Origin of the sequence: Archaeoglobus sulfaticallidus PM70-1, from assembly GCF_000385565.1 — an archaeon.
GTDB classification, from domain to species: domain Archaea; phylum Halobacteriota; class Archaeoglobi; order Archaeoglobales; family Archaeoglobaceae; genus Archaeoglobus_A; species Archaeoglobus_A sulfaticallidus.
The window spans coordinates 75,144-101,021 of record NC_021169.1 but is presented as its reverse complement, the minus strand read 5'-3'; the positions used below and the strand labels follow the sequence as shown (position 1 = coordinate 101,021).

31 protein-coding genes and 1 pseudogene are annotated in these 25,878 nt (G+C 44.7%); 27 read left to right on the top strand and 5 right to left on the bottom strand.

Features of this window, described 5'->3' with window-relative positions; genetic code table 11:
• The 18 genes and pseudogenes from ASULF_RS00605 to ASULF_RS00520 all read left to right on the top strand — a co-directional run bounded on the left by ASULF_RS00605 (nt 1) and on the right by ASULF_RS00520 (nt 10,155).
• Nucleotides 1-330 carry a 30S ribosomal protein S17 gene (locus tag ASULF_RS00605; RefSeq protein ID WP_015589754.1) on the top strand — a complete coding sequence of 110 codons (330 nt, stop codon included), beginning with the start codon at nt 1-3 and terminating at the stop codon, nt 328-330.
• Nucleotides 327-725 (top strand): 50S ribosomal protein L14, encoded by a 399-nt coding sequence (locus ASULF_RS00600; protein ID WP_015589753.1) that lies wholly within the window; start codon nt 327-329, stop codon nt 723-725. Before ASULF_RS00605 ends, ASULF_RS00600 begins: the two co-directional genes overlap by 4 nt.
• A gap of 9 nt (nt 726-734) precedes the next feature.
• The gene (gene rplX, locus ASULF_RS00595; RefSeq protein WP_015589752.1) at nt 735-1,103 is read left to right on the top strand and encodes a 50S ribosomal protein L24; all 369 of its coding nucleotides are present in this window, start codon (nt 735-737) and stop codon (nt 1,101-1,103) included.
• Between the two features lie 4 nt (nt 1,104-1,107).
• Nucleotides 1,108-1,806 carry a 30S ribosomal protein S4e gene (locus tag ASULF_RS00590; protein WP_015589751.1) on the top strand — a complete coding sequence of 233 codons (699 nt, stop codon included), beginning with the start codon at nt 1,108-1,110 and terminating at the stop codon, nt 1,804-1,806.
• 4 nt (nt 1,807-1,810) lie between these two features.
• Nucleotides 1,811-2,311 carry a 50S ribosomal protein L5 gene (locus tag ASULF_RS00585; protein ID WP_015589750.1) on the top strand — a complete coding sequence of 167 codons (501 nt, stop codon included), beginning with the start codon at nt 1,811-1,813 and terminating at the stop codon, nt 2,309-2,311.
• A gap of 1 nt (nt 2,312) precedes the next feature.
• Nucleotides 2,313-2,465: a 30S ribosomal protein S14 gene (locus tag ASULF_RS00580; protein ID WP_015589749.1), complete on the top strand. Its 153-nt coding sequence runs from the start codon at nt 2,313-2,315 to the stop codon at nt 2,463-2,465.
• An 18-nt stretch (nt 2,466-2,483) separates the two neighbouring features.
• Nucleotides 2,484-2,876, top strand: coding sequence for a 30S ribosomal protein S8 (locus ASULF_RS00575; protein WP_015589748.1), 393 nt, complete (start codon nt 2,484-2,486; stop codon nt 2,874-2,876).
• Between the two features lie 11 nt (nt 2,877-2,887).
• Nucleotides 2,888-3,430 carry a 50S ribosomal protein L6 gene (locus ASULF_RS00570; protein WP_015589747.1) on the top strand — a complete coding sequence of 181 codons (543 nt, stop codon included), beginning with the start codon at nt 2,888-2,890 and terminating at the stop codon, nt 3,428-3,430.
• 9 nt (nt 3,431-3,439) lie between these two features.
• On the top strand, nt 3,440-3,844 hold the full coding sequence (locus ASULF_RS00565; RefSeq protein WP_015589746.1) for a 50S ribosomal protein L32e: 405 nt from the start codon (nt 3,440-3,442) through the stop codon (nt 3,842-3,844).
• A gap of 5 nt (nt 3,845-3,849) precedes the next feature.
• The gene (locus tag ASULF_RS00560) at nt 3,850-4,302 is read left to right on the top strand and encodes a 50S ribosomal protein L19e (protein ID WP_015589745.1); all 453 of its coding nucleotides are present in this window, start codon (nt 3,850-3,852) and stop codon (nt 4,300-4,302) included.
• Nucleotides 4,303-4,866, top strand: coding sequence for a 50S ribosomal protein L18 (locus tag ASULF_RS00555; RefSeq protein ID WP_015589744.1), 564 nt, complete (start codon nt 4,303-4,305; stop codon nt 4,864-4,866). It begins immediately after the preceding gene.
• Nucleotides 4,863-5,462, top strand: coding sequence for a 30S ribosomal protein S5 (locus tag ASULF_RS00550; protein WP_015589743.1), 600 nt, complete (start codon nt 4,863-4,865; stop codon nt 5,460-5,462). Before ASULF_RS00555 ends, ASULF_RS00550 begins: the two co-directional genes overlap by 4 nt.
• A 4-nt stretch (nt 5,463-5,466) precedes the next feature.
• A complete protein-coding gene (rpmD, locus tag ASULF_RS00545; RefSeq protein WP_015589742.1) occupies nt 5,467-5,928 on the top strand; it encodes a 50S ribosomal protein L30 in 462 nt (153 codons plus the stop codon).
• Between the two features lie 14 nt (nt 5,929-5,942).
• Entirely contained in the window at nt 5,943-6,461 is a 519-nt protein-coding gene (locus ASULF_RS00540) for an uL15m family ribosomal protein (RefSeq protein WP_015589741.1), read from the top strand.
• A 30-nt stretch (nt 6,462-6,491) separates the two neighbouring features.
• Nucleotides 6,492-7,967: a preprotein translocase subunit SecY gene (gene secY, locus ASULF_RS00535; RefSeq protein WP_015589740.1), complete on the top strand. Its 1,476-nt coding sequence runs from the start codon at nt 6,492-6,494 to the stop codon at nt 7,965-7,967.
• A gap of 21 nt (nt 7,968-7,988) precedes the next feature.
• Nucleotides 7,989-8,573: a DUF106 domain-containing protein gene (locus ASULF_RS00530; protein ID WP_015589739.1), complete on the top strand. Its 585-nt coding sequence runs from the start codon at nt 7,989-7,991 to the stop codon at nt 8,571-8,573.
• 17 nt (nt 8,574-8,590) lie between these two features.
• On the top strand, nt 8,591-9,154 hold the full coding sequence (gene cmk, locus ASULF_RS00525; RefSeq protein WP_015589738.1) for a (d)CMP kinase: 564 nt from the start codon (nt 8,591-8,593) through the stop codon (nt 9,152-9,154).
• Nucleotides 9,141-10,155, top strand: a pseudogene (locus ASULF_RS00520) (RNA-guided pseudouridylation complex pseudouridine synthase subunit Cbf5). Before cmk ends, ASULF_RS00520 begins: the two are co-directional and overlap by 14 nt.
• Before the next feature lie 48 nt (nt 10,156-10,203).
• Here ASULF_RS00520 and ASULF_RS00515 read toward each other — a convergent pair.
• The 3 genes from ASULF_RS00515 to ASULF_RS00505 are packed head-to-tail and all read right to left on the bottom strand — an operon-like array spanning nt 10,204 to nt 14,008.
• The gene (locus ASULF_RS00515) at nt 10,204-11,337 is read right to left on the bottom strand and encodes a TIGR04053 family radical SAM/SPASM domain-containing protein (RefSeq protein WP_015589736.1); all 1,134 of its coding nucleotides are present in this window, start codon (nt 11,335-11,337) and stop codon (nt 10,204-10,206) included.
• A gap of 14 nt (nt 11,338-11,351) precedes the next feature.
• Nucleotides 11,352-11,693, bottom strand: coding sequence for an ASCH domain-containing protein (locus ASULF_RS00510; protein WP_236609691.1), 342 nt, complete (start codon nt 11,691-11,693; stop codon nt 11,352-11,354).
• Nucleotides 11,669-14,008 carry a tRNA(Met) cytidine acetyltransferase TmcA gene (locus ASULF_RS00505; RefSeq protein WP_015589734.1) on the bottom strand — a complete coding sequence of 780 codons (2,340 nt, stop codon included), beginning with the start codon at nt 14,006-14,008 and terminating at the stop codon, nt 11,669-11,671. The genes ASULF_RS00510 and ASULF_RS00505 overlap by 25 nt, the downstream gene beginning before the upstream one ends.
• A 107-nt stretch (nt 14,009-14,115) precedes the next feature.
• On the opposite strand from ASULF_RS00505, the gene yjjX reads away from it, so the two are divergent.
• Genes yjjX through ASULF_RS00475 form a run of 6 tightly spaced genes read left to right on the top strand, consistent with a single transcriptional unit; the run spans nt 14,116 to nt 20,538 of the window.
• Nucleotides 14,116-14,658: an inosine/xanthosine triphosphatase gene (gene yjjX / locus ASULF_RS00500; protein ID WP_015589733.1), complete on the top strand. Its 543-nt coding sequence runs from the start codon at nt 14,116-14,118 to the stop codon at nt 14,656-14,658.
• Nucleotides 14,659-14,670: 12 nt separating this feature from the next.
• Nucleotides 14,671-15,507 (top strand): SPL family radical SAM protein, encoded by an 837-nt coding sequence (locus ASULF_RS00495; protein ID WP_015589732.1) that lies wholly within the window; start codon nt 14,671-14,673, stop codon nt 15,505-15,507.
• Nucleotides 15,508-15,537: 30 nt separating this feature from the next.
• The gene (locus ASULF_RS00490; protein WP_015589731.1) at nt 15,538-16,086 is read left to right on the top strand and encodes a TetR/AcrR family transcriptional regulator; all 549 of its coding nucleotides are present in this window, start codon (nt 15,538-15,540) and stop codon (nt 16,084-16,086) included.
• A complete protein-coding gene (locus ASULF_RS00485) occupies nt 16,087-17,529 on the top strand; it encodes a COG1361 S-layer family protein (RefSeq protein ID WP_015589730.1) in 1,443 nt (480 codons plus the stop codon).
• Between the two features lie 17 nt (nt 17,530-17,546).
• Entirely contained in the window at nt 17,547-18,242 is a 696-nt protein-coding gene (locus tag ASULF_RS00480; RefSeq protein ID WP_015589729.1) for an ABC transporter ATP-binding protein, read from the top strand.
• Nucleotides 18,226-20,538, top strand: a complete 2,313-nt coding sequence (locus ASULF_RS00475; protein ID WP_236609689.1) for an ABC transporter permease — start codon at nt 18,226-18,228, stop codon at nt 20,536-20,538. The genes ASULF_RS00480 and ASULF_RS00475 overlap by 17 nt, the downstream gene beginning before the upstream one ends.
• A gap of 221 nt (nt 20,539-20,759) precedes the next feature.
• Here the strand turns inward: ASULF_RS00475 and ASULF_RS11640 are convergent, their stop codons facing one another.
• Both ASULF_RS11640 and ASULF_RS11245 read right to left on the bottom strand, forming a co-directional pair.
• Nucleotides 20,760-20,933 (bottom strand): DDE-type integrase/transposase/recombinase, encoded by a 174-nt coding sequence (locus ASULF_RS11640; RefSeq protein ID WP_015589727.1) that lies wholly within the window; start codon nt 20,931-20,933, stop codon nt 20,760-20,762.
• Between the two features lie 76 nt (nt 20,934-21,009).
• Nucleotides 21,010-21,366 carry a hypothetical protein gene (locus ASULF_RS11245; RefSeq protein ID WP_015589726.1) on the bottom strand — a complete coding sequence of 119 codons (357 nt, stop codon included), beginning with the start codon at nt 21,364-21,366 and terminating at the stop codon, nt 21,010-21,012.
• 158 nt (nt 21,367-21,524) lie between these two features.
• Here ASULF_RS11245 and ASULF_RS00465 point away from each other — a divergent pair, with 158 nt between their 5' ends.
• Genes ASULF_RS00465 through ASULF_RS00455 form a run of 3 tightly spaced genes read left to right on the top strand, consistent with a single transcriptional unit; the run spans nt 21,525 to nt 25,845 of the window.
• Nucleotides 21,525-22,946 (top strand): hypothetical protein, encoded by a 1,422-nt coding sequence (locus ASULF_RS00465; RefSeq protein WP_144060459.1) that lies wholly within the window; start codon nt 21,525-21,527, stop codon nt 22,944-22,946.
• 6 nt (nt 22,947-22,952) lie between these two features.
• Nucleotides 22,953-23,309: a hypothetical protein gene (locus ASULF_RS00460; RefSeq protein WP_015589724.1), complete on the top strand. Its 357-nt coding sequence runs from the start codon at nt 22,953-22,955 to the stop codon at nt 23,307-23,309.
• A gap of 52 nt (nt 23,310-23,361) precedes the next feature.
• Nucleotides 23,362-25,845 (top strand): NosD domain-containing protein, encoded by a 2,484-nt coding sequence (locus tag ASULF_RS00455; protein WP_169336372.1) that lies wholly within the window; start codon nt 23,362-23,364, stop codon nt 25,843-25,845.
• Nucleotides 25,846-25,878: the final 33 nt, after the last annotated feature.

Sequence of the window (25,878 nt, the reverse complement as noted above, 5' to 3'; positions counted from 1 at the left end):
GTGAGAGACATAGGATATGATGTTAAACCCCCTGAAAAAGAATGTGATGATGAGAATTGTCCATTTCATGGGAAGCTTCCCGTGAGGGGACAGATGCTTAGGGGAAAAGTGGTGAAGACCTACGAAAAATCGGCGGTAATCCAGAGAGAGCACATACGATACATCCCGAAGTACGAGAGGTACATGAAGAAACGATCCAAACTGCACGCTCACAATCCACCATGCATCAACGCAAAGGTAGGCGATACTGTAACGATCATCGAATGCAGACCTCTGAGCAAAACAAAATCGTTTGTTATAGTTGAAAAAGTCTCAGAGGTGACAGAATGAAGGCGAGAAAATCCAAGATCCCGAGGGCGTTGCCTACTGGGGCGAGACTCGTCTGCACGGATAATACCGGTGCGAGGGAGCTTGAGATTATTGCCGTGAAAGGATACAAGGGAGTCAGGAGAAGGTATCCCGCTGCTGGAGTTGGAGATATTGTCGTTGTGAGTGTCAAGAAGGGAACTCCAGAAATAAGGAAGCAGGTGCATTATGCGGTAATCGTCAGGCAGAGGAAGGAGTTCAGGAGGCCTGATGGGACAAGGGTTAAGTTTGAGGATAATGCGGCTGTAATCACGGATCCAAACGGAAACCCGAAGGGGAGTGAAATAAGAGGTGCTGTTGCGAGAGAGGCTGCAGAGAGGTTCTCGAGAATCGGAACTCTCGCAGCAGCAATCGTGTGAGGTGGTATCATGATTCCAAAATCAAAACAGCCAAGAAAGCAGAGAAGGTGGCTGTACAAGACATCAAAGCTCCATGAGAGGCACAGGCTACTCAATGCCACATTATCCAAGGAATTAAGGAAAAAATATGGCAGAAGAACGATAAGGATCAAGAAGGGAGACAAAGTAAGGATAATGAGAGGAGAGTTTGCCGGGCAGGAAGGAAAGGTAATCGAGGTTGACATGAAGAGGCTGAGGATCAAGGTGGATGGTGTTACAACAACGAAAGTCGATGGAACAGAGGTTGCAGTTCCCATTCATCCATCGAATGTGATGATAGTGAGCCTTGGAGAAGTTGATGATGTTAGGAAGAGAAAGCTTGAGAAGGTAGCGAGGTGAATTTATGCATCAAAAGAGATTATCTGCTCCAAAAACACTGAAAATTGCGAGAAAGGTTAAGAAGTGGACGGTAAAGGCATCTCCCGGACCGCATGACAGGTCTGCAGTACCACTGCTCATAGTCGTAAGGGATTTTCTCGGACTGGCGGACAATGCCAGAGAGGCGAGGAGAATAATCGCTTCCGGAGATATACTTGTGGATGGGAAGGTCAGGAAGGACTACAAGTTTCCGGTAGGATTGTTCGATGTTGTATCAATACCGAAGATAGACAAGAGCTACAGAATAGTCTTCGACGAGAAGGGAAGATACATACCCAGGGAGATTGAGGACTCGGACAGAAAGCTGTACAAGATAACTGGGAAGACGCTCCTCAAAGGCGGAAAGGTTCAGCTGAACCTGTTCGATGGAACCAACATCATTGCGACCAACGAGTTCAAAACAAAGGACAGCCTTCTGCTTGAGATACCGAGCAAGAAAATACTTGAGCATTTGAAGTTTGAAGAGGGAGCACTTGTTATGATCATCGGTGGCACTCACGCTGGAGAAATTGGAAGACTCAAGAGCTACAAGGTCGTCAGAGGTTCTGCACCGAATCTTGTTACTGTGGAGGGAGAGGAGAGAGATATCACAACAATCGAGGACTACATATTCGTTGTTGGAGATAAATCGGCATCCAAGCCAGTTATCGACTTGGGAGTGTGATCGCATGAACCCGATGAGAGAGCTGATGATAGATAAGGTTGTCATAAATATGGGGATTGGAGAGAGTGGCGAGAGACTTCAAAGAGCGAGCAAGCTCCTTGAGGAGCTTATAGAGCAGAAACCAGCGATAACACATGCTGTTAAGACCATAAAGAACTTTGGGATAAGGAAGGGAGAACCGATCGGGTTGAAAGTCACACTCAGGGGAGAGAAGGCTGAGGAGTTCTTGAAGAGGGCACTTGTTGTTAAGGAGAACAAGCTGAAGAGGAAACAGGTTAACGCTGGAGAGTTCTCATTTGGAATTCATGAGCATATAGATCTCCCTGGAGTGGATTACGATCCTGATGTTGGTATTTTCGGAATGGATGTCTGTGTGTCCTTGAGAAGAAGGGGCTACAGGGTTAAGAGAAGGAGAATTTCCAGATCGAAAATTGGGAAGAACCATCTGATAACCAAGGAAGAAACTATCGAGTTTTTGAAGAAACTTGGTGTGGAGGTTGAATAAAATGAAGAAGAGTGAGAAGGTGTTCGGCAGAGGGGCCAACGAGTGTAGAAGGTGCGGTAGAAAGGCTGGACTTGTTAGGAAGTACAGGCTGTACCTTTGCAGGCAGTGCTTTAGGGAAATAGCCCCGGAACTGGGATTTAAGAAGTACTGGTAATCGAGGTAGGTGAAGATCATGAGCCTGAGCGATACGCTCTCAAATACGATGATCGCAATAAAGAATGCGGAAAAAGCCGGATATGATGTTTGTGAGGTAAGGCCAGCCTCAAAGCTCGTTGGCAATGTCTTAAAGGTGTTTAAGGATTATGGATACATCAAGGAGTTCGAGTACATTGACGATCACAAGGGAGGTGCTTTCAGGATAACCCTCACGAAGAGGATAAACGATTGCGGTGCGATCAGGCCGAGGATGAGTGCGAAGAAAACGGAGTATGAGAAGTTCGAGAAGAGATTTCTCCCAGGAAAAGACTTCGGAATCCTGGTGGTCTCAACAGTCAAGGGAGTAATGTCCCAGAGGGAAGCAAGGGAGAAAGGTCTTGGTGGAGTGCTTTTAGCTTATGTGTACTAGAGGTGGTGACAATGGCCGATAATGAACGCATCATTGAGATCCCAGAAGGGGTGGAAGTATCGATTGAAGGTGACGATGTTAAGGGCTACACTATCAAGGCAAAAGGACAGAAGGGAGAGAACTCAAGGTATCTGAAATTCAGGGGAGTTAAGATCGTCAAAGAGGATTCGAAGGTTAGAGTATACACAGAGGACGGAAAGATAAAGCAGAAGGCGATGGTTGGTACATTTGCCGCTCACATAAGGAATCTGATTAAAGGCGTGACGGAGGGCTTTGAGTACAAGCTCAGAGTTGTTTACGCTCACTTCCCGGTAAAGCTCAGGGTTGAGGGTAGGGAAGTTGTGATCGAGAACTTCCTTGGAGAGAAGCATCCGAGAAGGTCGAAGATAGTGGGTAGATGTGAGGTAAAGATTCAGGGCAACGACATCATCGTTACGGGGATCGATAAGGAAGAGTGCGGACAGACTGCTGCAAATCTCGAACAGACAACGAGGATTAAGAACCTCGACCAGAGAATCTTCCAAGATGGGATATATATCGTTGAAAAACCATGAGGTGATATTATGGTGGATAAACCGAATCTCTCACCTGAGATCAGAAGGCTTCTTAAGGTTAGGAGAAGGCAGAAGGCCAGGAAGCCAGAGTTCAGAAGGTACGAGTCTCATAAGAAGCTGAGGCTCAGAAGGAAAAGCTGGAGAAGACCGAGGGGTATGGATAACAAGATGAGGCTGAGGATCGCTGGAAAGAAGCCGGTGATGGTTGGTTTCGCCTCACCAGCTGAAGTTAGGGGATACCATCCAAGCGGTTACATAGAGGTTCTAGTTCACAATCCGAAAGAGCTTGAAAATGTTGATGCTGAGACACAGGCTATCAGGATCGCATCATGTGTTGGCCTCAAGAAGAGGCTTATGATTGAAGATAAAGCCAAGGAATTGGGTATTAAAATATTAAATCCATCACAAAGGTGAAGATTATGAATTTAAAGATTCAGAGAAGGCTTGCATCTTCCGTACTGAAATGTGGAGAGAATGCAGTCTGGTTGGATCCAGATCAGCTTGAATCGATAGCTGAGGCAAGCACGAAAGAGGAAATCAGAGAACTCATCGAGAGCGGTGCAATAAAAAGAAAGCCTGTCAAGGGAGTGAGCAGGGCCAGAGCAAGGAAGAGGGCTTTGCAGAGGAAGAAGGGAAGGAGAAGAGGACATGGTAGAAGGAAGGGAAGAAAGGGTGCAAGGATGTCTAGGAAGAGGAAATGGATCATCAGAATAAGGGCTTTGAGGAGAAGGCTTAAAGAATTGAAGGTCGAAGGAAAGCTCGATACAAGGACTTACAGAATGCTGTACAGAAAGGCAAAGGGCGGTGAGTTCAGGTCTGTAGCTCATCTGGAGTTGTATATAGAAACTAACAATTTGTTGAGGGGTGATTAAATGGCCAGGGGTCCTCGTTACAGGGTTCCTTTAAGAAGGAGAAGAGAGGGTAAGACCAACTACAGGAAGAGGTTGAAGTTACTGCTTTCAAGAAAGCCGAGATTGGTTGTCAGGATTACCAATAAGATGGTAATAGCTCAGATAATAGAATACTCTCCGGAAGGTGACAGGGTAATTGCTCATGCAGACTCTTATGAGCTTCAGAAGCTTGGATGGAAAGGAGATGCCAACAACACACCCGCAGCATACCTCACAGGGTTGCTGATAGGCAAGAAAGCTCAGAAAGCTGGTGTCAGTGAGGCTGTGTTAGACATAGGTCTGAAAACACCTACAAGGGGTTCAAGGGTCTTTGCAGTGCTGAGAGGGGCTGTTGAAAGCGGCTTGGAAGTTCCGCATTCGGAAGAGGTATTCCCTGATGATTCAAGAATCAGAGGTGAACACATCAAAGCATACTATGAGCAGGCTGGAGGCTTCAAGGGCTATGAAAAGAGGGGCTTGAGCCCGTCGCAGTTGCCGGATCATGTTGATGAGATAAAATCAAAGATAATGGAGATGGTTGAATGAATGTCCAAGAATGGGTTCCCAAAACAAGACTCGGCAAGCTCGTTGCGGAGGAGAAGATAAGAACGATAGATGACGCTATCGCAAGCGGTTTGCCGATTAAAGAACCTGAAATCGTAGATATCCTGCTTCCGAATCTTGAGGATGAGGTTCTTGAGATTAATCTTGTTCAGAGAATGACCGACAGTGGCAGAAGAACGAGCTTCAGGGTTACGGCCATAGTTGGGAACAGGGATGGTTACATTGGGATTGGAAGTGGAAAGGCATCTCAGGTTGCTCCGGCAATACAGAAGGCGATAAAAGATGCGAAGCTCAATATCTTTAAGGTGAACAGGGGTTGTGGATCCTGGGAGTGTGGCTGTGGAGGAGACCACTCGATCCCGTTCAAGGTTACCGGCAGTGCTGGCAGTGTAAGGGTAACTTTAATTCCGGGCCCGAAGGGTCTGGGAATAGTGGCTGGAGACATGGCAAGGAAAGTCCTTGAACTTGCCGGGGTGAGCGATGTCTGGACATTCACGAGAGGAAACACGAGAACAACGATCAACTTCGCAAAAGCCACTTACGAGGCTTTAAAGCAGACAATGTATATGAAGAGGTGATATAATGAAGTACTATGCGGTTGTGAGGCTCAGGGGCAGGCATGATATCCGGAGGAGCATAAGGGATACGCTAAAAATGCTCAGGCTGCACAAGAAGTATCATTGCGTTATCGTGCCGGAAAACGAGACATATATTGGTATGCTCAGGAAGGTCAAGGATTATGTCGCATATGGGGAGATAACTGCGGAATCTCTTGCCAGGCTGATCAGACTGAGAGGGAGACTTGCAGGAAACAGAAGGGTTACTGATGAGTACATAAAGGAAAAGACAGGCTATGAGACGATTGAGGATTTTGCGAAGGCGGTTATGGAAGGAAAAGTGAGCCTTAAGGATGCAGAGATGAAGCCCGTCTTCAGACTTCACCCTCCAAGAGGTGGTTTGAAGAATATTAAGTGGCACTATCCGAATGGCGAGCTGGGTTATCAAGGTGAAAATATAAACAAACTCCTGTATAAAATGAGGTAGCTCAAGGTGATTGTATGCCCAAGAAGAAGATTAAAAAGATCAGAGGAAGCAGAACCTGTGGAGGCGGCTCCCACAAGAAGAGGAGAGGAAGGGGGAGCAGAGGCGGAGCAGGGAACGCTGGAATCCTTAAGCACAAGTATCTGAAGGCGATAAAAGAAGGATATGAGATTGGAAAGCATGGATTCAGGAGACCAGAAAACATAAAGCTGGAGTACAGGCTCAAAAAGGATCTGTTTGAAACTCTGAGGGAGCTGAAGGATGACGGCAAGCTGGATGACTACGCATACCTCTACCTCAAGTCTCGCCCCGAACTCAATGTTGGGGATCTGAACAACATCATCGAGAAGCTGAACGAACTCGGGCTTGCAGAAAAGGAAGAGGATGCATTCTCAATAGACCTCTCAACCATAGGATACTACAAGCTCCTTGGCAGAGGAATTGTGAACAAGAAGATGAAAGTGAAAGTAGAATACGCGACTCCGAAGGCAGTTGAGAAAATTGAGGCTGTAGGTGGTGCGGTGGTAACTGAATAACCACCATAATTTTTTTAAAGGTGAATTGGGATGGTAGAACAGGTTTTAAGGTCATTACAGCCTTATTTTGAGAGAATACCTAGTGTAGAAAGACCAAAAACTCATGTTCCTTTCAAGAGTAAATTCTCATGGACTGTTGGCATCCTTATCCTCTATTTCATTCTTTCAGGCATTCCGGTTTTCGGACTGTCTCCAGACTCTATAGACATCTTCGAGCATTACAGAGCATTTTTCGCCGGAGCCTCTGGTTCTATACTGACGCTCGGTATAGGCCCAATCGTCACAGCATCGATCATACTCCAGCTCCTCGTTGGGGCAGGCATAATAAAGCTCGACCTCACGAACCCGGATGACCGGGCAACTTATCAGGATTTCCAGAGGTTCCTCGTGTTTGTTATGATCGCCGTGGAGGCGATACCGCAGATAGTTGGAGGTTTGCTGAAGCCCAATCTGGATATAGCAAACGCTCTTGGTGTATCTCCGGGGGTTATAAGCTTCCTGATATTCCTCCAGCTTTTCATCGGTGGCGTTCTGATCGTTTACATGGATGAAGTTGTTTCGAAATGGGGTATAGGGAGTGGTGTCTCGCTGTTCATCCTTGCTGGAATTTCTCAGTCCATAATTATCGGTCTGTTCAACTGGATAAGTCCTGCTGGAGAGATGCCTCCGGGAATAATCCCGAGATGGGTCTGGATCGCTCAGAACATACCGGCAGATCAGTTACTGACACTCTCAGGAATATCATATCTGCTGATAAATGGTGGGATCCTCGCTCTTATAACGACGATAATAATAATCTTCCTCGTCGTGTTTGCTGAGGGAACGAGGGTTGAGATCCCGCTTGCGCATCAGATGGTCAGGGGAGCGAGAGGGAGGTTCCCGATAAAGCTCGTATATACCAGCGTTCTCCCGATGATTTTCGTCAGAGCGCTGCAGGCGAACATTGTTGTTATGGGGATGGTACTCTACAACAATGGAATAACCTTCCTTGGAGAGTATGTTGGAGGCACACCGATAAACGGGTTGATGTATCTGCTCTCTCCCGTTAGAGGTCCTCAAAACTGGATACCATCTCTTGTGAAGCAGAACCCATACTTTGCCGACCTGCCGGACTGGTTTATCTTACTGCATCTGGTCATAGATGCGACCATACTGATAGTCGGAGGCATACTGTTCGCCATGTTCTGGGCACAGACAAGCGGTATGGATGCCAAAACGGTAGCCAACCAGATTGCGAGAAGTGGAATGCAGATACCCGGATTCAGAAAGAGTCCGCAGATACTCGAGAGGTTCCTCAACAGGTACATACCGAAGGTTACGATCCTTGGTGGAGCTCTGATTGGTTTGCTTACTCTGATTGCCAACATGCTTGGTACGATAGGGAATGTCAGTGGAACTGGGCTTTTGCTTGCAGTCAGCATTGCCTACAGGCTCTATGAAGACCTTGCCAAGGAGCAGATGACAGAGATGCACCCGATGCTGAGGAGATTTCTTGGGGAGGAGTAGCGGATAAAAGAGGTGTTAAAAATGCCAAAAAAATTCATCTCAAGATTTTTTTTAAGCCTCGGAATTGTGTTCTTCATAGGCATATTCATAAGCCCTGAGTTCAGGAGGGAGCTTGGCAATCTCGTATCTCCATTTCTCGATCCTTTAGCAAAGATAATGCCGATATATGAGGTAATCCTCATTCTGTCGGTGGTTACGGCAAGCTACTCAACTATTATTCAGAAATTTACTGTGGATACGAATAGGCTTAAGGAAATGCAGAAGAAGATGGCGAAGTTTCAGAAGGAGTACATGGAAGCCATGAAACAGGACAACAAGTTCAAGCTGAAGCAGCTTGAGAGTGAAAGAGAGGAGATCAACAAGATACAGAGCGAAATGATGGGTATGCAGATGAAGCCAATGTTCTACACGATGGTCGTAACTCTGCCAATCTTTATGTGGCTGTACGCAAAGGTTAAGGTTGAGAACATCCTGATCAATGTCCCGTTTGCTGCGGAAAAGATACATATTGGGGATCCGGTATTGTTCTTCCCGTGGTGGATTTTCTGGTATCTGCTGTGCTCGATCGTTGTTGGGCAGGTAATAAGAAAAGTGCTAAGAATGTAGACAAGAGGAAATGGATTATGGGGGTAAAGATAACGATCTCTGGAGCACCGGGGACTGGAACATCTACCATAGCGAAATTACTATCTGAAAGGCTGAACCTGCCGGTAATATCTGCGGGAATGATGTTCAGAAAGCTGGCAAGAGAGAGAGGAATGACACTGGATGAATTCGGAAGATATGCAGACTCCAATCCTGAGATAGATATGCTGATAGACAGAACGCAAAAAGAAGAGGCGGTGAAGAGGGATAGCTGTATTGTTGAGGGAAGGCTGTCTGGATGGATGGTTGAGGATGCTGATCTGAAGGTTCTTCTGTTTGCCAAAGACGATGTGAGGTTTCAGAGGATTGCCAGCAGAGAGAAAAAGCCGTTTGAGGTTGCAAGAGATGAAACATTGAGGAGAGAGCAGATAGAGATGGAGAGGTACTTGAAGTACTATGGTATAGACATCAGGGACTACTCGATTTACGATGTGGTTATAAATTCCGCGAACTTCGGGGCCAAGGAGATAGTTGAGATAATTCTGACCGCACTGGATCAAAAGCTGAATGCGCGAGAAAGTAATCAGGATAAAGGTAGTTGAAAAATCAAAAGCTGGAAAGATGAGGGAAGAGGAATTTTTGATCAAGGAAACAGCCGAAACTGATGAGAGGTATGGGTGCTATCCCTACAAAAGACCCCATTCAGGACTACATCAGGAATGGTGTGGTCTGCATTGACAAGCCGTCTGGCCCTACAAGCCATGAAGTGGTGGTCTGGGTCAGAAAAATTCTTGAAGTAAGCAGAACTGGACATGCAGGAACTCTGGATCCGAAGGTTACCGGTGTTCTGCCCGTGTTCATAGAGAACGCAACCAAGCTTGTTAGATTCCTGCAAACATCCGGAAAGGAGTATGTGGCTTTGATGAGGTTACATGGGGATGCGAGTGAGAAAAGGATAAGGGAGGCCTTTAACCTGTTTAAGGGGAAGATCTATCAGAGACCACCTCTGAAATCTGCGGTTAAAAAGGTTTTGAGAATAAGGGAGATATACGAATCCGAGATACTTGAGGTAGATGGCAGGGATGTTCTCTTCAGAGTTAGAACTGAGGCCGGCACATATATCCGAAAGCTCTGCACGGATATTGGCGAGGTAATAGGCACCGGAGCACATATGCAGGAGCTGAGGAGAACTAAGACGGGATTGTTTGATGAGAACTCAGCATTCACACTTCACGATTTGCTGGATGCCTATGTGATATATAAGGAAACGGGAGAAGAGAGATACTTGAGGGAGATAATCAAGCCGATGGAAATTGCTGTAAAGGATATGAAAAAGGTTGTTGTTAAGGATACAGCCGTCTCGGCTATATGCTATGGAGCGGATTTATCTGCGAGAGGGATATGCTACATAGAGAAGGGCATAAAAGCCGGAGATGATGTGGCAATTTTCACTTTAAAGAATGAGGTTGTGGCCATTGGCAAGGCCTTGGCAGACTCGGAGAGAATGCTGAATGCCAAAAGCGGCATAATGGTTGAGACAGAGCGGGTTATAATGGACAGGGATATGTATCCGAGGTTCTGGAAGTCTAAAAGTCAGGGCTAATGAAAGATGGTTCTGGACCGATGATTACACTTTAGTGCGGGGAGCATGTCAATGTTCAGGCTGATATATACACCTCGGCTCCTCAGCCAGATAGTCTCCTGACATGGCGTATGCTCTCGCTCTGGAACCTCCGCAGATCTTCCTGAACTCACATCTCCCACACTTTCCTTTCAGTAAATCTGGATTTTTCAGTTGGGTAAATATCTCTGATTTACAGTATATTTCCTTTAAGCTCATCTCTCTGATATTTCCTGCATTGATCGGCAGGAATCCACTTGGATAGACCTCGCCTATATGGCTTATGAAGAACATTCCTCTTCCGTCTGTAATCCCCATCATTCTCTTTATTCCATCCATCGCTATGCTCTTGGAATGGCCAATTATTTTACCTCCATCTTTCATTTCCGGGAGGCTCTTTAGCTCATCAAGCAATCTGAAATAGAAATCAGAGACATACTTAATACCCTTCTTTCTTTGGATCTCGATCCTTCTAAGATGGGTCGCAGCAGAGCTTTTAACATTCAGATTTTTCAGCATGGAGAGATCGTAAAGCCAGTTCAGTATGTCCTCGAACTGCTGTGATGTTGGCAGGTATTCCATCCTGGCTCTTCCTGTTGGAACAACGAAGAAGACATCCCATAGCGTTACTTCATTTTCTATCGCTATTCTTGCTATTTCATGCAAGTGCATTATGTTGTGGTTAGTGACCGTTGTGTTGATCTGGGTTGACAGCGAGATGTTTCTGGCGTTTTCGAGTATGTCCATCGACATCCTGAATGTTCCCTTAATTCCCCTGAAGGAGTCATGCACCTTCTCGCTACCATCGATGCTTATCGCAACCCTCGCAACTCCAGCCCTCTTCAACTCCTCGAGTGTACTCTCGTCAGCGAGATCCGTACCGCTGAATGCGATAGCGATCCTCAGCCCCTTGCTAACTCCTTCCCTCACTATATCAAACACATCTTCCCTCATCAGTGGATCTCCGCCTGTGATAACAACCAGCGGATACGGTTTGCTAAACTCGGTTATCTGGCCGATAACCTTTTTTACCTCTTCAAAATTGAGCTCATCTGGATGTCTTTTTCTCTGAGCTTTCGCTCTACAATGCTTGCATGCCAGTTTGCAGGCTCTCGTAAGCTCCCAGAAGATTATGAACGGCTTCTCCATTATATCGAACATCATCTTAAGCAATCCTCCTAATCGATAACCTCAAAATGTATGATCGTGAAAAACTCTTTTTCATCTATGGAACCATAAATCCTTTTCAATTCGGAAAAAAGCTCCTCTCTCGATTCAAATCCATCCAGCTTTGCATCTTCTTCTCCTATCTCGTCGAGCCTTTTAACGATCACCTTAATAATTCTCGCTTTTCCAAAAACCCTGCCATCGCTCGTGAGGTTAACCACACTTCCCTTACTGAAAATCTTTATTCCCCTTCTTATCGTGCTTTTTTTCCTGCCGAGCCTGATCATCTCGACGAACTTTGAATCGAAGTTGATGCTCTGCATGTGCATCACCCTGACACGAACCACTTCCATATCTTGACTATTGCCGAGTGCATCAGGTTGTAAACCCTTCCTTCCTTCAAAAGCTCCTCAAACTCCCACCAGCTTTTCAGCTGGAGACACTTCTGGATTAATACTCTCTCTTCGAGCTCATCCAGCTTCACCCTATTGCTGTCGCTTAACAGATAGTAGTACCTCACGATGGGTCTGGCAATGTCGGAGACATACTCGTACAGGCTTATGCCCTCGATGTACTTTTCCATCCTCGACACATCTGTTTCTGTCAGCTTGGGCTTCTCTGCATCGTAGCTTTTATGCAGAGAATGCAGGAGGAGGTATGCCGTTTCGAAGTCCAGATCCTTAAGCTCATCGGAAAGGTATTCAACAACCCTCTTGACAAAATCAGAGTTCAAACTCCATAGTTTTTCCCTAATTTCATCCTTCAGTCCCTGAATGACGACAACCGTGTACTCTCCAGAGATCTCATTCCTCTGAGGGGTTATGTGTACCGGTATGAACCCTGTTCTGCTCCAGAACCTCAGAAGCTCGGAGGATACTCCAAATCCCGATCCAACCCAGTCGTATCCCTCTGTATATGCCCATTCAAGCAGGTTCTTGAGGGCGAATGTGCCTATCCCCATGTCCATCACATCAGGGTGTGTTGCTATCCTGACAACTCTCAGCCCCTTATATTTTGGAAAGCTGTAGTCCCAGTGGTGTTTCAACACTACATCTGGAATTATCTGACCCTTTGGTTTGTAGCCTTCTGACATCTTCGCTATCACATCTTCCTCTATCGACCCCTCAATAGCGACATGCAGCGAGCACACTGTTTTGCCATTAACGCTAACCCTGAAGGCGATGTGATTCGGCATATCGAACAGGATGACTAAGTCTGAAGGTCGGTTTCTGTAGTGAGCGAGGACATATATGCCGAAGAAGTCGTAGAGCAGATCCTCATTCTCTATGAACGCATCCTTATCTATGTACTCGAACTCAAGCTTTCCATCCTTTATAGCTTCAATATCCTCCTCATTCAGTGCAGCAGGCTTTGAGTCAAGGAGGAGGGTCTTGTAGAGCCATCTCTCAATAGGATCTCCTTTGGCATACCTTATCGGTTCCTCAAGGCTTATCTTCTGAATCTCAACGCTTTCATCCATCTCAAGCCTTTTCAGGAACCTCACACTGAAACTTCTTCCTGAGCCCTCATATCCGTGTATTGTGGACGAGAAAATCGCATACCTTGTGTCCTTCAGGATTTCAAACAGCGTGTTGACATCTATGCTCGCAGCCTCGTCAACGATCACGACATCCGCATATCTGGCTTCTGCTATAGCCCTCCTCGGCACAACATACTCCACGCGAAGGTGTTTGCCCGTGACAACGGTAATCATTCCCGAGGACTCCTTTATCTTGTGATCAACGAAACCATGCCTCTTCAGGGCTATCGTTAAAAATCTGAAGTATGTCTGAACTGATTGAGGGGTTTGCGCGACCACCATAATTCTTATAGCCCTTTTAAGAACCCTCTGCATTCTGGAGATCAGATGGGGGGTCAGGATACCGAGTATCGCTGTCTTACCCCTCCCTCTATCTGCCGTGATCACGGCAACCTTTTTCTCCCGCTTTCTGTCAAAGAAAGTCTCGAACTCGTAAAGGGCGTTAACCTGATCTTGGGTTGCGCATAGCTTGTACAGCTTCTTCTTTATGTTCCTCCTCTCCGGAATGACGATCTCCTTTTCATCTTCTCTCTGTCCTTCCTGGAATCTCTTGACGATCTTGGATTTATCTGCATCGTATATGATCGTTCCCTTAGCCTCTAATGTGTGGGCTATAAATCTTCTGTAGAACCTTGGAATAACGCTTTCTATGCTGTATGGTTCGCTGACAAGCTCCTTGTGCCATTTGCTGATAAAGTTATTCCACTTATCTACTGGAGGTGAGAGAACGATTATTATACCACCTTTCTCAATCGTTTCAATGATTATTCCGAGATCGTTCGGGTTGAAGCCCTCCGTAAGGTCGATCACAAGTGCTGAGTAGGTCTCTCCAAGCACATTTTCAGATTCCTTGAAGTGTATCTTTCTGTTCTTCACAAAATTGAACAGATTGGTGTTGTTTACTATCTCAATAAACCTCGTCCTTCCAGCAAGCAACAGCCTGAAGCCTTTTGGTATGCAGTCTGGGCATATCTTAAGATAGTACTCAAAAATTTTCTTGGAAAGGTTAATCAGCCTATCGTGATCCTCCGAGCATAGGAAGACCATAAATCTGTGATTATTCTTAATCGATTTCTCGGTAGCTTTTTTGATCTCCTCGTGCAGATCGGCGAGCTTTAACTCCGTCATCCTTCTAAACTCCACCCAGCCTGCATAAAATTTTTGGTGTGCTTTCAGGTTTTAACTGTCGAATTGCCGACATAAAACCTTTTTAACCTCTGGCTTAACCTCCTTCTGTGAGGGTTGTTGTTGGATCCAGGAACCCGCTCAAGGTTGAGGGGGTTAAGCAGGCTTTTGAACTGTACTTTGATGATGTAACAGTTGAGTCCAGAAGCGTTGATTCTGGTGTTGAGAGCCAGCCGTTCAATAACAGAACGATCGAGGGAGCGATAAACAGGGCGTTGAACAGCTATTCAGAAGAATTCGATTTTGCAGTAGGCGTTGAGGCTGGCCTGTTCTCGTTCAAAAACACGATTACCGGATTCATAGATTTTCAGGTTTCTGCAGTCTATGACGGCAGCAGGGTTTCGATAGGCTTCGGCCCGGGATTTGAGTATCCTCCTTTTGTCGTGGAGGAGGTCTTGAAGGGGAGAGAGGTTGGGGATGTGATGGACGAGCTTACAGGGATAAAAAACCTCGGTGAGAAGACAGGGGCGATATACTTTCTGACCAAGGGCAAGATCTCGAGAGTGGATCTCACACGGATTTCAGTTATAAACGCTCTCATACCGTGGATCAACAGAGAGTACTACTTTAAAAGCTTTAAAAGCGAATTATGAGCGTGTATGAGAATGGACATCATAAAGCCGTTTGATCCCTGGAAGTCCAAGCTCTGCACATGTCCAGAAAAATTCTCGCTGAATCCATATACCGGATGCTCGCATAAGTGTACATACTGCTATTCAACATACATACCAAACTTTTACAGCCTCAGAACAAAAAAGGATGTAATTAAGAGGGTTGAGAAAGACCTCGAAAAAATTCCGGAGAACTCAATAATCTCTATGTCGAATTCGAGTGATCCGTATCCTGGAGTGGAGAGAAAGCTTGAGATCACGAGAAAAATTCTGGAGTTGCTGAAGGAATACGATATGAGGGTTTTGATCGTCACAAAGAGCGATATCGTTGCGAGGGATGTTGATTTGCTTAGTGAGATGAGGTGTGCTGTCAGCGTATCGATATCAACCCTGAAATTTTTCAGAACATTTGAGCCAAATGCTGTTGATCCAGAGATGAGAATCAGGGCTATGAAAGTGCTGAAGGATAACAATATTCCGGTTATTCTGAGGCTCGATCCGGTAATACCCTTCAAGACTGAAAATGAAATTGATAGCATACTTAACTCATGTGATTTTGTCGATCATGTTGTTTCATCAACGCTGAAGCTCAGATACGATTCTCTGAAAAGAGTTATCAGCTCAAATCCAGAGCTGAGCTTTTTCAGGAACATCTATCTGAATCTCGGTGAAAAGATCCAAAACTCCTTTTATCTTCCTGCTCAGATAAGAAGAGATATTCTAAATGCTGTTAAGGAGAAATGCGAGGAGATGGGGATAAGCTACGCGTTCTGCAGGGAGGGTTTTAGATTCAGAGCTGGAAGCTGCGATGGTACTCATCTGATCAAGTAGCTTTAAGTACTACCTAATCAGAGTAACTATATGACTGACCGGTCAGTCAATGAAGTGAAAAAGAGAATACTTGAGGTTGCCTTAGAGGTATACACAGCAAAACCCCCTCATGAGGTAACGGTGGATGAGATAGCAAAAAAGGCTGGAGTATCCAAGGGATTGATCTTCTACCACTTCAAAAACAAGTACAACCTCGAAAAGGAGGTTATGGGCTTAATTTATAAAATGATTTTCGAGAGCTTGAAGGGCGTAGGAAGCGTGGATGAGCTTCTGGACAGAATGTGCCAGAATCTCTTGAAATTACCAAACATCGTTCGTTTTATAGCCTATCTCAGCGGGAAAGTCATGGTCTATGGGGAGTACGATTACTTCAAAAAGGCCTTTGATGAGGCCATGGAGTTTGTAACTCCGCTCTTCATGAAAGAAGACATTGCTGATCCAAAAAAAGTTGCCATTGCTATAATGGCCCTGTTTGACGGATTGAGTATTTACTCTCTCTTTTATGATATTGGAGATGTTGATGACTACAAGAAAATCGCACTAGATCTGATTAAATGCAGGAAAAAGGAGGAGGTATGAATGAAAATTAAATTTCTGATTCCTTTGCTTTGTTCGCTTTTGCTTGTAAATCCTGCAATAGCACAATCGCTCATTTCCCTGAGCTACCACACAATCCCTCAGAACCCAACTACCGGGTATTTCGTGATCTCCATCGATATATCCAATGCTGGAGGAGAGGTGAAGGGACTCGAGCTGTTTCTGTCTGAGAGCGAAAAGGATTTCTCCTTCTATGATGAGAAATCCAGTCTTGATCTGAGGCTTGGAGATCTGGCATCGGGGAGCACATCAGCACAGGTAAAGGCCTACGCGAAAAAGCCGGGGATATATCAGATTGATGTAGATCTGAAGTACTATGATGTCAATCTCAGTGCATGGAAAAGCATAAATTCGGTTTTTGCTTTAATGGTCTCTGAGAAATCGATTTTCTCGATAGAGAAGGATTATTTCGAAATCTCTGCAAATGAGGATAAAGAGTACAGAGTCAGGATCAAAAACCTCGGCGGGGACTTGGGGAACATCAGAATAGGATTCAAAACTCCTGAAGGCATAGTTGCTGACAGCTCTGTTTTCGACTCGTGGAAGGCTGGAGAGGAAAAGGAGATTTCGTTCAGGCTATCCGCAAATGATGTCCGGGCTGGAAACTATGGGCTGTACCTCGTAATCGATTATGTCGATACCCTCAACAACGAAGGAACCGACAAGCTCCCGCTAACACTGAAAGTCCTAAAGAAACCCATGATCTCCTTGACATCAGACATTCCGGATAAGATATATCCCGATTCGGATTTTGTTATTTCAATCCAGATAAGAAATTCCGGCAACTGCGATTTAAAGAATCTGAGGGCGAGACTGGACTTCCCTGATGAGTTTGTCGGAGAGAAGGAGAAGTTTCTCGGGTATTTTGAGGTTGGAGAGACCAAAATCATAAACTACAGTATCACAGCAAAAGATTATGCCAAACCCGGAAGCTACAGATTCAGCTTAAGGCTTGAAGCTGATGATTTTGCACAGACATCAGATATCGAGGTTTTCGTCAAGGATCCGGGCAGGATAAGCATAGATATTGCTGGAGTTTACACCTCACCTCAAAGAATACTCGGGGGAGACAATTTTAAACTCTCATTGCAGCTGGAGAACAGCGGAAAGCGATCAGCAAAGGCTGTTTATGTGAAACTGACTCTTCCCGAAGGTTTTGAAGGTAAGAATAGTTACTTCATTGGAACACTGGAGAGTGGAGATTCGGCAACGGCTAACCTGGATCTGAAAGCTGGAAAGCCCGGTCTGCATGAGGTGAAGGCGGAGATAAGCTATATGGATATGGCTTACAAAAAGCATTCAGTAACAAAGACATTCACACTGTACGTCTTTCCGAAGGATAGCTCCTACATCTTCGGCTTTGCTGGATTGATCGCCTTGCTTATTGTAGCATATCTGCTGAAAAAGAAAAGGCGGAAAAAGTAGAATTAGGATAGATGCGGATGATAAAGATCGAGAATGTGTGGAAGATCTACAGGATGGGTGCAGTGGATGTTGTTGCGTTGAGAGATGTAACTCTGGAGATAGAAAGGGGAGAGTTCGTCGTCATTCTCGGCCCTTCTGGATGCGGGAAAACAACCCTGCTGAACCTGATCGGCGGACTGGATAAACCCAGCAAGGGCAGAATATTCTTCAATGGCATTGAGGTGTCGTCTCTGAGTGAGGAAGAGCTGACCATGCATAGACGGCAGAACATAGGTTTCATCTTTCAGTTTTTTAACCTGATCCCAACTTTAACCGCGAGAGAAAATGTGATGCTCGCATCGGATTTGGTTGATAACCCAAGATCTGCAGATGAGGTTCTTGAGATTGTAGGGCTGGGAGATAGAGCAGATCATTTCCCTTCAGAGCTCAGTGGTGGAGAGCAGCAGAGGGTTGCGATAGCAAGAGCTCTGGTGAAAAGCCCACCCCTGATTCTGGCTGATGAGCCCACAGGTAGCATGGATTTCGAGACCGGAAAGATGATTCTGAAGGTTATGCGGGAGATAAACAGGCAGGAAAGGATGGTCCTCATCCTCGTCACTCACAACTCGATTATTGCTGAGATCGCTGACAAGATAGTCTATCTGAAGGATGGTGGGGTGGACAGAGTGGTTGAAGTTGAAGACCCGGTTGATCCCGATGAGATCAGGTGGTAAGGTACTGCGACTGAAGGTATTCAGGGATATAAGGTCGCAGAAGTGGATGTTTCTGGCTGTTACAGTCGTTTTAATGCTTGGAATCATGCTCTTTCTATCCTTCTACCTGTCCTACCTGTACCTGAGTGACACCTATCAGACATTCTACACAAAAACGAACTTTGAAGACCTCTCCATAGAGGTCATGAGGGTTGATGATGTGGCCTTAGCCAAAATCAGAAAAATCGATGGTGTTCTTGAGGTGGAGAGGAGAATAGCAATTGATGGAGAGGCAATAATCAACGGTAAAAGGATTCCCGTAAAGATCATTTCGATTCCGGAGTCACAGCCAAAGATAAACAGGCTGTACATATCAGAGGGAGAATACTCTTCGTTTTTAGTCCTAGAAAAATTTGCTGAGTATTATGGTCTGAATGTCGGAAACACGATGGAGTTAGAGTTTGGTGGGAACAGAATAAACCCCAGAATCGGTGGACTCGTTTACTCACCAGAGTACATCATGATAGTCGAGGAAGGATCAATCGTGACATCTCCGGGCTCTTATGGAGTAGTCTTTGTAAAGGAGGATCTGTTAAAAAGGCTGGGTTACGATTACAACGAGGTAAAGATCAGGGTCGTCTCGGAGGATACCAGGGATGAGGTGCTGAACAGGGCTTTGAGTACTCTCAAAGGCTACGGTGTGGTTTACTACTACATATCCGACAATCAGCCGAGCAAGAAGTTGCTCGAAGAAGATCTGAAGGGGTTCAGGAGCCTGGCAATACTGTTCCCTTCTTTTTTCATGATCATTGCTGTATTCGCGACTTACATCCTTCTGACAAGGATGATAAGAGAGCAGATCGGAAACATAGCCGTTCTGAGGGCTATGGGGTTGAGGAGATCCGAGATAGTTCTCCATTACCTCACATATCCGGTAATTATCGGCTTTACAGCAACACCTCTTGGCGTTATTCTGGGATTTATGTCCGCCAGCATCTTAACCTCTAGCTACATCGACTTCCTCAATCTGCCTTACTATGTATCCCTCCCGCACTACGATATCTTTGGATACAGCATTGTGGTTGGCGTCCTCACTCCCATCATATCCGGATTTTTTGTAGCCAGAAACGCATCCCAGATCAGCATCGTTCAGGCGCTGAGGGGATACACAGAGGAACTGTACAGATATGGTTTTGGGGATAAGCTTGTTGAGGTTGCAGAAAGGCTGGTCAAACTGAATCTTTTGATCAAGCTCTCGATCAGAAATGTATTCAGGAACAGGAGGAGAATGATCTTCTCATCCTTCAGCATCATCGCGAGCCTGATACTGATCATGAATTCGATGGTGTTCGTGGATTCAATGGACTATGTCATGGATCTGGAGTTCAACAAGATTCTGTCCTACGATATCAAGGTATCTCTGGAGGACTATAACGGCAAAGAAAAGCTGAAGGAGATAAAGAAGATCAAGGGGGTAATTGAAGCTCATCCGGTTGTTGAGGAGACAATTCTGATCGAGAAGGGAAAGACAAAAGCTGTAATGCTGGTAGCTACAGACTACAACGATCTCTACAACATCTACAACGAGAGGGGAGAGAAACTGCTCCCACCTAAAGGGATTATATTGCCCAGTCTCATAGCAAAAAACCTTTCCATTGTGGAAGGGGAGAAGATAAAGATATACACCGACTTCGGTGAGAGGGAGGTTGAGGTTGTTGGAATAGAGAAGCTACCGCTGATGCCAGTCAGCTATATGAGCTTGGAGTTTTATGATGGGTTCAACGAAATAGTCGTGAGGGTTAAGGAAGGATCGCTGGAAGAAGTGAAATCCAAGGTAGAGCGCATCGATGGGGTTAGGAAGGTTTACACGGTCCAGAAAGCAAAAGAGGACATGATGGAACTGATGGGCTTCTTCTACGCCTTTATATTCTTCTCACTGTTTTTCGGAGCATCGCTGGGCTTCTCAGCGATATTCAACACGACGAACATAAGTGTTATTGAGAGGAGGAGGGAATTTGCAACCCTCAGGATGATCGGCTATACCAACAGGGAGATAGCGATGAGCATCTTTATCGAGAACACAGTCATTTCGATCATCTCGATTGTGGTGGGGTTGCCAATAGCCTATGCCTCTGCATACGGTTACTACCAGTCTTTTCAGACTGAACTCTACTACTTCCCGATGGTGGTATATCCGAGAACATATCTTATATCAATCATAATGATCTTCGCCATAGTCTATCTCGCCCTCATTCCTGCAGTGAAATACATCTCAGGAATGGACATATCAAGGGTTACGAAGGAAGTGGTGGGCTAATGCTTGAGTATCGTGAATCTGTAGTTTCCTAAAATTATTTCTCGCCATCAAACCACCTCCAGCAGTAACTCAATATCCGGGTTCCATAGAATCTTTCTATTTTTCCATTCGTTTGTGGATGGTTTACTTACACGATATGCTTTATCCTGTTCTCTTCCAGAAATTCCTCAAACTTCGATTTCCCTTTAGCCTTCTTCTCTCCTGCCGATGCGTAGAACTGCTCATCTATCCGTTAGAATTGATTCTGGTTTGCCATAATTATCTATAGCCTCTTTTAAAACTTGTAGAGCATTTTCTGTTGTTGCATTTTCAAATACTTCATAACCAACAATTAAACGGGATGCGTCGTCTAAATAGGCTATTATCCTTGCATTATAGAAAAACCTGTATGTCATCAGACGGAGTGCTTTCTTTCGTAGCCCTTGTTTCTCTTCTTTTTGTTCTTTTCTTCTCTTGCATAACCCAGCATCTTCAACTTCGAATCTTGTTCTTGCTTATGCTATATCCTTTCTTCTTTAAGATTGTTTGGAGAACTATTGCATTACACCTGTATTCTTCGTATGCTTCTTTTATAGCTTTTATTTCTTCTTCGGATAGTTCCTTCCTCGGTCTTCCTAGTTTCTTTGGCTCTGGAATCTTTCCGGTATCTTTGTATCGCTTGTAGATTTGATTTACCCTTCTTGGAGTTATGTTTTCGATTTCTGCTATTGTTCTGGTTGATGTTCCTTTCTCTTTTTCTCTTATTATCCATTTTATCGCTTTTTCATCGAGTTTCACACAGGAGTTTGTTGAAGTGGGAAATAATTTCGGGAAAAACACATATCTCATAAAAATGAGAAAACGTTTAATATTAAAAATTTTAAAATATCTAACAAAGGAAAGAAAAAGGGAAGAGGAAAACATCTCGGGATGTTTTGCTCTTCTCAGGGGGCAAAGCATTCCGGTGGTGTTTTTCTCTTCTCTTTCGGGTGGTGGTGATGAAAGGAGTGTTTGTGTTTACCCTGCTTGTAGTGGCCCTTGGAGTGCTGGCAGTAGGGGCAAATGCGGAGGTTGTAGATAGCGAAGGAGACGTTGGAAAATATACGTCGATAGCACTGGATTCAAATGACAATCCGCACATAAGCTACGTTTATTATCCGTCAGTCCTAAATCCTACAAACAGTGAATTGAAATATGCATGGAAGGATTCCAATGGCAAATGGCATATTGAAACTGTTGATAGAGCAAAAGATTTCAGAGATACGTCGATAGCCCTTGACTCGAACGGAAATCCGCACATAAGCTACCATAATTTTAGTTGGACTTTTGTGGGAGCGGTAGGTGAGTTGAAGTATACTTACCCACGTACAGATTACTTGGGGGATTACTTCTGGCATATTGAGACTGTTGAGAGCGGATTTGACAGAGGTATAGTTGTTGGAGAGTATACATCGGTAGCACTAGACTCCAATGACAATCCGCACATAAGCTACTGTAATGCTACATTCCTTAATTTAGAGTATGCATGGAAGGATTCCAATGGCAACTGGCATACTGAAACTGTTGATGATGGAGGCATAGGTACATCGATAGCCCTTGACTCGAACGGAAATCCGCACATAAGCTATTCTTATAATAATGGTAGTATAAAATATGCATATAAGGACATCTTCGGGTGGCATACCGTATTCGTTGAAGTTGGATGTTCCACTTGGATGGTATACCCTTACACATCACTAGCCCTTGACTCGAACGGAAATCCGCACATAAGCTATTGCTATTACTACAACAACACATTCGGCGAGATAAAGTATGCAGAAATGTTTTTCAACCCAATTCAGCATGAATGGGAGCGAGTTATTGAAACAGTTGACAGCAGTGGAGGTGGCAGACATCCATCACTAGCCCTTGACTCGAACGGAAATCCGCACATAAGCTATTACGATGCCACAAATGGGGATTTAAAATATGCATACAAGGACGCTAATGGATGGCATATTGAAACTGTTGATAGCGAGGGAGACGTTGGAAAATATACATCCCTTGCACTGGATTCCAACGGATATCCGCACATAAGCTATTACGATGCCACAAATGGGGATTTAAAATACACGACAAAGCAACCCACCATAGTCAACCTCAAGGGCGGTATTACGGACTTGAATGGAAACCCCGTTTCAACTGCGAGCATGCGTGTGACTGTCAAGAATGTGGATGGTCAGACGGTTTATCAGGAAACTTTCAACGATGTGGTTGGGAATGGAAAGTTTAACGTTCTGCTGGGTGCAACCCAAACGCTTGAGCTGTGGGAAGGTGTGGCTTACAACCTTATCATAGAGGTTGACGTTGACTCCACAACCTTCAGCACTGCTGATGTAACCTTCGGCGACGGAATGCCTGCTGAAGACGTGATAGTGTTCCACCCATGATGAACCATGAGGTTTCTACCAGTACTTTTACTTTTTCTGGCAGCATTTTTACCCGGATGTTCAAGTGTTGAACACAAAGCTACCGAGAACAAAACTGAGGTAAGCAAAGTAAGTGAAAAAGTAAAGCAGACGGTAAACGAGACGGAAATCCTGAAAACTGCGGGAGTGGAAAATGCCAGCGTAACAATGCTTACTCCTCAAAACCTGACGAAGCTCGCTAAAAAATACCCAGCCATCTACGGAAACTTGCCGAACAAAACACTGTATCAGATAAAAACTGAGAATCTACTGATAATAGTTGACGCTGAGGAGAAGAAGGTGTTGAGGAAGTTCAAACTCGTTGGTATTAAACTGGGTGAGTAGCATGCTCAGACTCGTAATAGGGCTTGCAATCCTCCTGATTTTTCTCACTAACGTGTCAGCGACAGAAGTTACCTCCTGCACAACAATAAGCTCTCCTGGCTACTACCATCTCGCCAATGACATCGTTAACAGCACAGCCACTACTTGCATCTGGATTAAAACCAGCGATGTAATCCTGGATGGTAGAGGATATAAAATAGATGGCGTGAGCAGCTCTTCCAGTAACAGATACGGCATATTGGTTTACAAATCAGGCGAAAGTCTGACGAATATAACTCTGGCCAACATCACAGTTACTAACTGGGGTATGGGAGTGTATTTGCAGAATGTATCCCACATTACGCTCATAAACGTGCATCTGATTGACAACTACGGCGATGGAATAATCTTGAAGTCTTCTAACAATATAACCATCAAAAATTGCTCAATTGCAGACAACGATGTCGGAATAACCATAGGATACTACACACGTAATTTAACACTTGTAGATTCAGAAGTGGTGGGAAATTACATCGGAATAAACTATGAAAACACTGTAGAGTATTATCCAAACAACACAATTTACAACAACATCTTCAACAACACCAAGAACGTATATTCTCAGGTAAACTTTTACAGTGTCTGGAACACAACCAAGCAGGCAGGCACTAATATAATAGGTGGCAGTTATCTTGGAGGCAATGCGTGGTTCACCCCTTCCAGAGATGGTTTTAGCGATACGTGTATAGATGACGATGGTGATGGCATCTGCGACACTCCCTACAACATAAATGCCCACAGCACCGATTACCTGCCGCTTACGTATGGAAATGCACCGCCAGATCTTTCCGAATACTCCATTTCGGGTACAGTCTACTATTACGGCACTCAGAGTGGTGAGATATACATTGAAGTATTCTATGAGATGCCTTGGGAAGGAGCAGCACCCCTTTATTTTGAAAACATCTCCGCTCCGGGAAGTTATTCCATCAATGTAACGGAGGGTATTTACTACGTTAGCGCTTTTATGGATGTTAACGGAAATGGCACCTACGATGAAGGTGAGCCTTTTGGAGTTGCCATAAACAGAACTGACTGGAGCATGGCTGACGCGATAAACGTTAGAGGAACCAGTGTTACAGGTGTGGACATAACTCTCTACGAATCTCAAGATACAACCCCACCAGTAATAACCTTTGTTGCTCCAACTCCAACCAGCAACTCGGTGTTGAGCCAAAGCTACATATTTGTGAACGTAACTTCAAATGAACCTCTTGCAACAGCCCTTCTTGAGTGGAATGGGGTTAACATAACCATGAATGGACGTGGAACAAACTGGTATCTGAACATGACAGGGTTAAGCAATGGAGTTTACCAGTTTAGGGTTTATGGAAGAGATCTGGCAGGAAACTGGAACTCAACTGAGGTGAGGAGTGTAACAATCTCAACTCCGCTAGTTGAGGATAACTACGTTCTGAGGATACTGGTAACAGCCAATCCGTCCGATATGGAGGAGGATAATGGATTTGTTATTGATCTGACAGTAATTTCTGGGATGTGCATTATAATAGAAGAAGAAAACTACAGGCTCCACTTAACCTCAAACAAACAGTTACGAGGACTTTCAGTTCAGCCATCAGATACAACCCCACCAGTAATAACCTTTGTTGCTCCAACTCCAACCAGCAACTCGGTGTTGAGCCAAAGCTACATATTTGTGAACGTAACTTCAAATGAACCTCTTGCAACAGCCCTTCTTGAGTGGAATGGGGTTAACATAACCATGAATGGACGTGGAACAAACTGGTATCTGAACATGACAGGGTTAAGCAATGGAGTTTACCAGTTTAGGGTTTATGGAAGAGATCTGGCAGGAAACTGGAACTCAACTGAGGTGAGGAATGTAACAATCTCAACTCCGCTAGTTGAGGGTGGTTACATCCTAACCCTGTCTCTATCCTCGGATTTCTCCAGACCATCTGAGGAAGATGGATACGCAATCAGTCTTGTTATTATCTCAAGAGCTGGTCACGTATTCGAGGAAGGAGGGTACAGAATTCATTTAGCACTTCAAGGTTTGAAATCAACAATCGCTAAAGCTCAGGTTTCCAATACACAGCCAGTGGCAATTTTCACGATAATCCCATCTCCAGCGACAATAAACGAGGAGGTTGAGTTTAACGCATCATTAAGCTACGACCCAGATGGCTTTATTGTAGATTACACATGGAACTTCGGGGATGGAAACATAACAACAACTAATCAGCCAATTATCACCCATGTCTATTCATCTTCTGGAAACTACACTGTAACGTTAACAGTAATAGATAACGATGGGTCGACAAATTCACTTTCAAAGCTGCTAGTTGTAGCTGTAAAAGGTGACTTCAACGATAACAACGAAGTTGACATAGGTGACGTTAGCTATGTAGCTTATATTGTCTTAGGAAAGATGCCGCAAGATCTTAGAGCAGACTTCAATGGAAACAGAAGAGTAGATATAGGTGACTTAGCCAAAATAGCCTACTACCTAATAGGGAAAGTTGACGAACTTTAATTTAATTATTTTATTCCAGTTTTTTTAAAATTC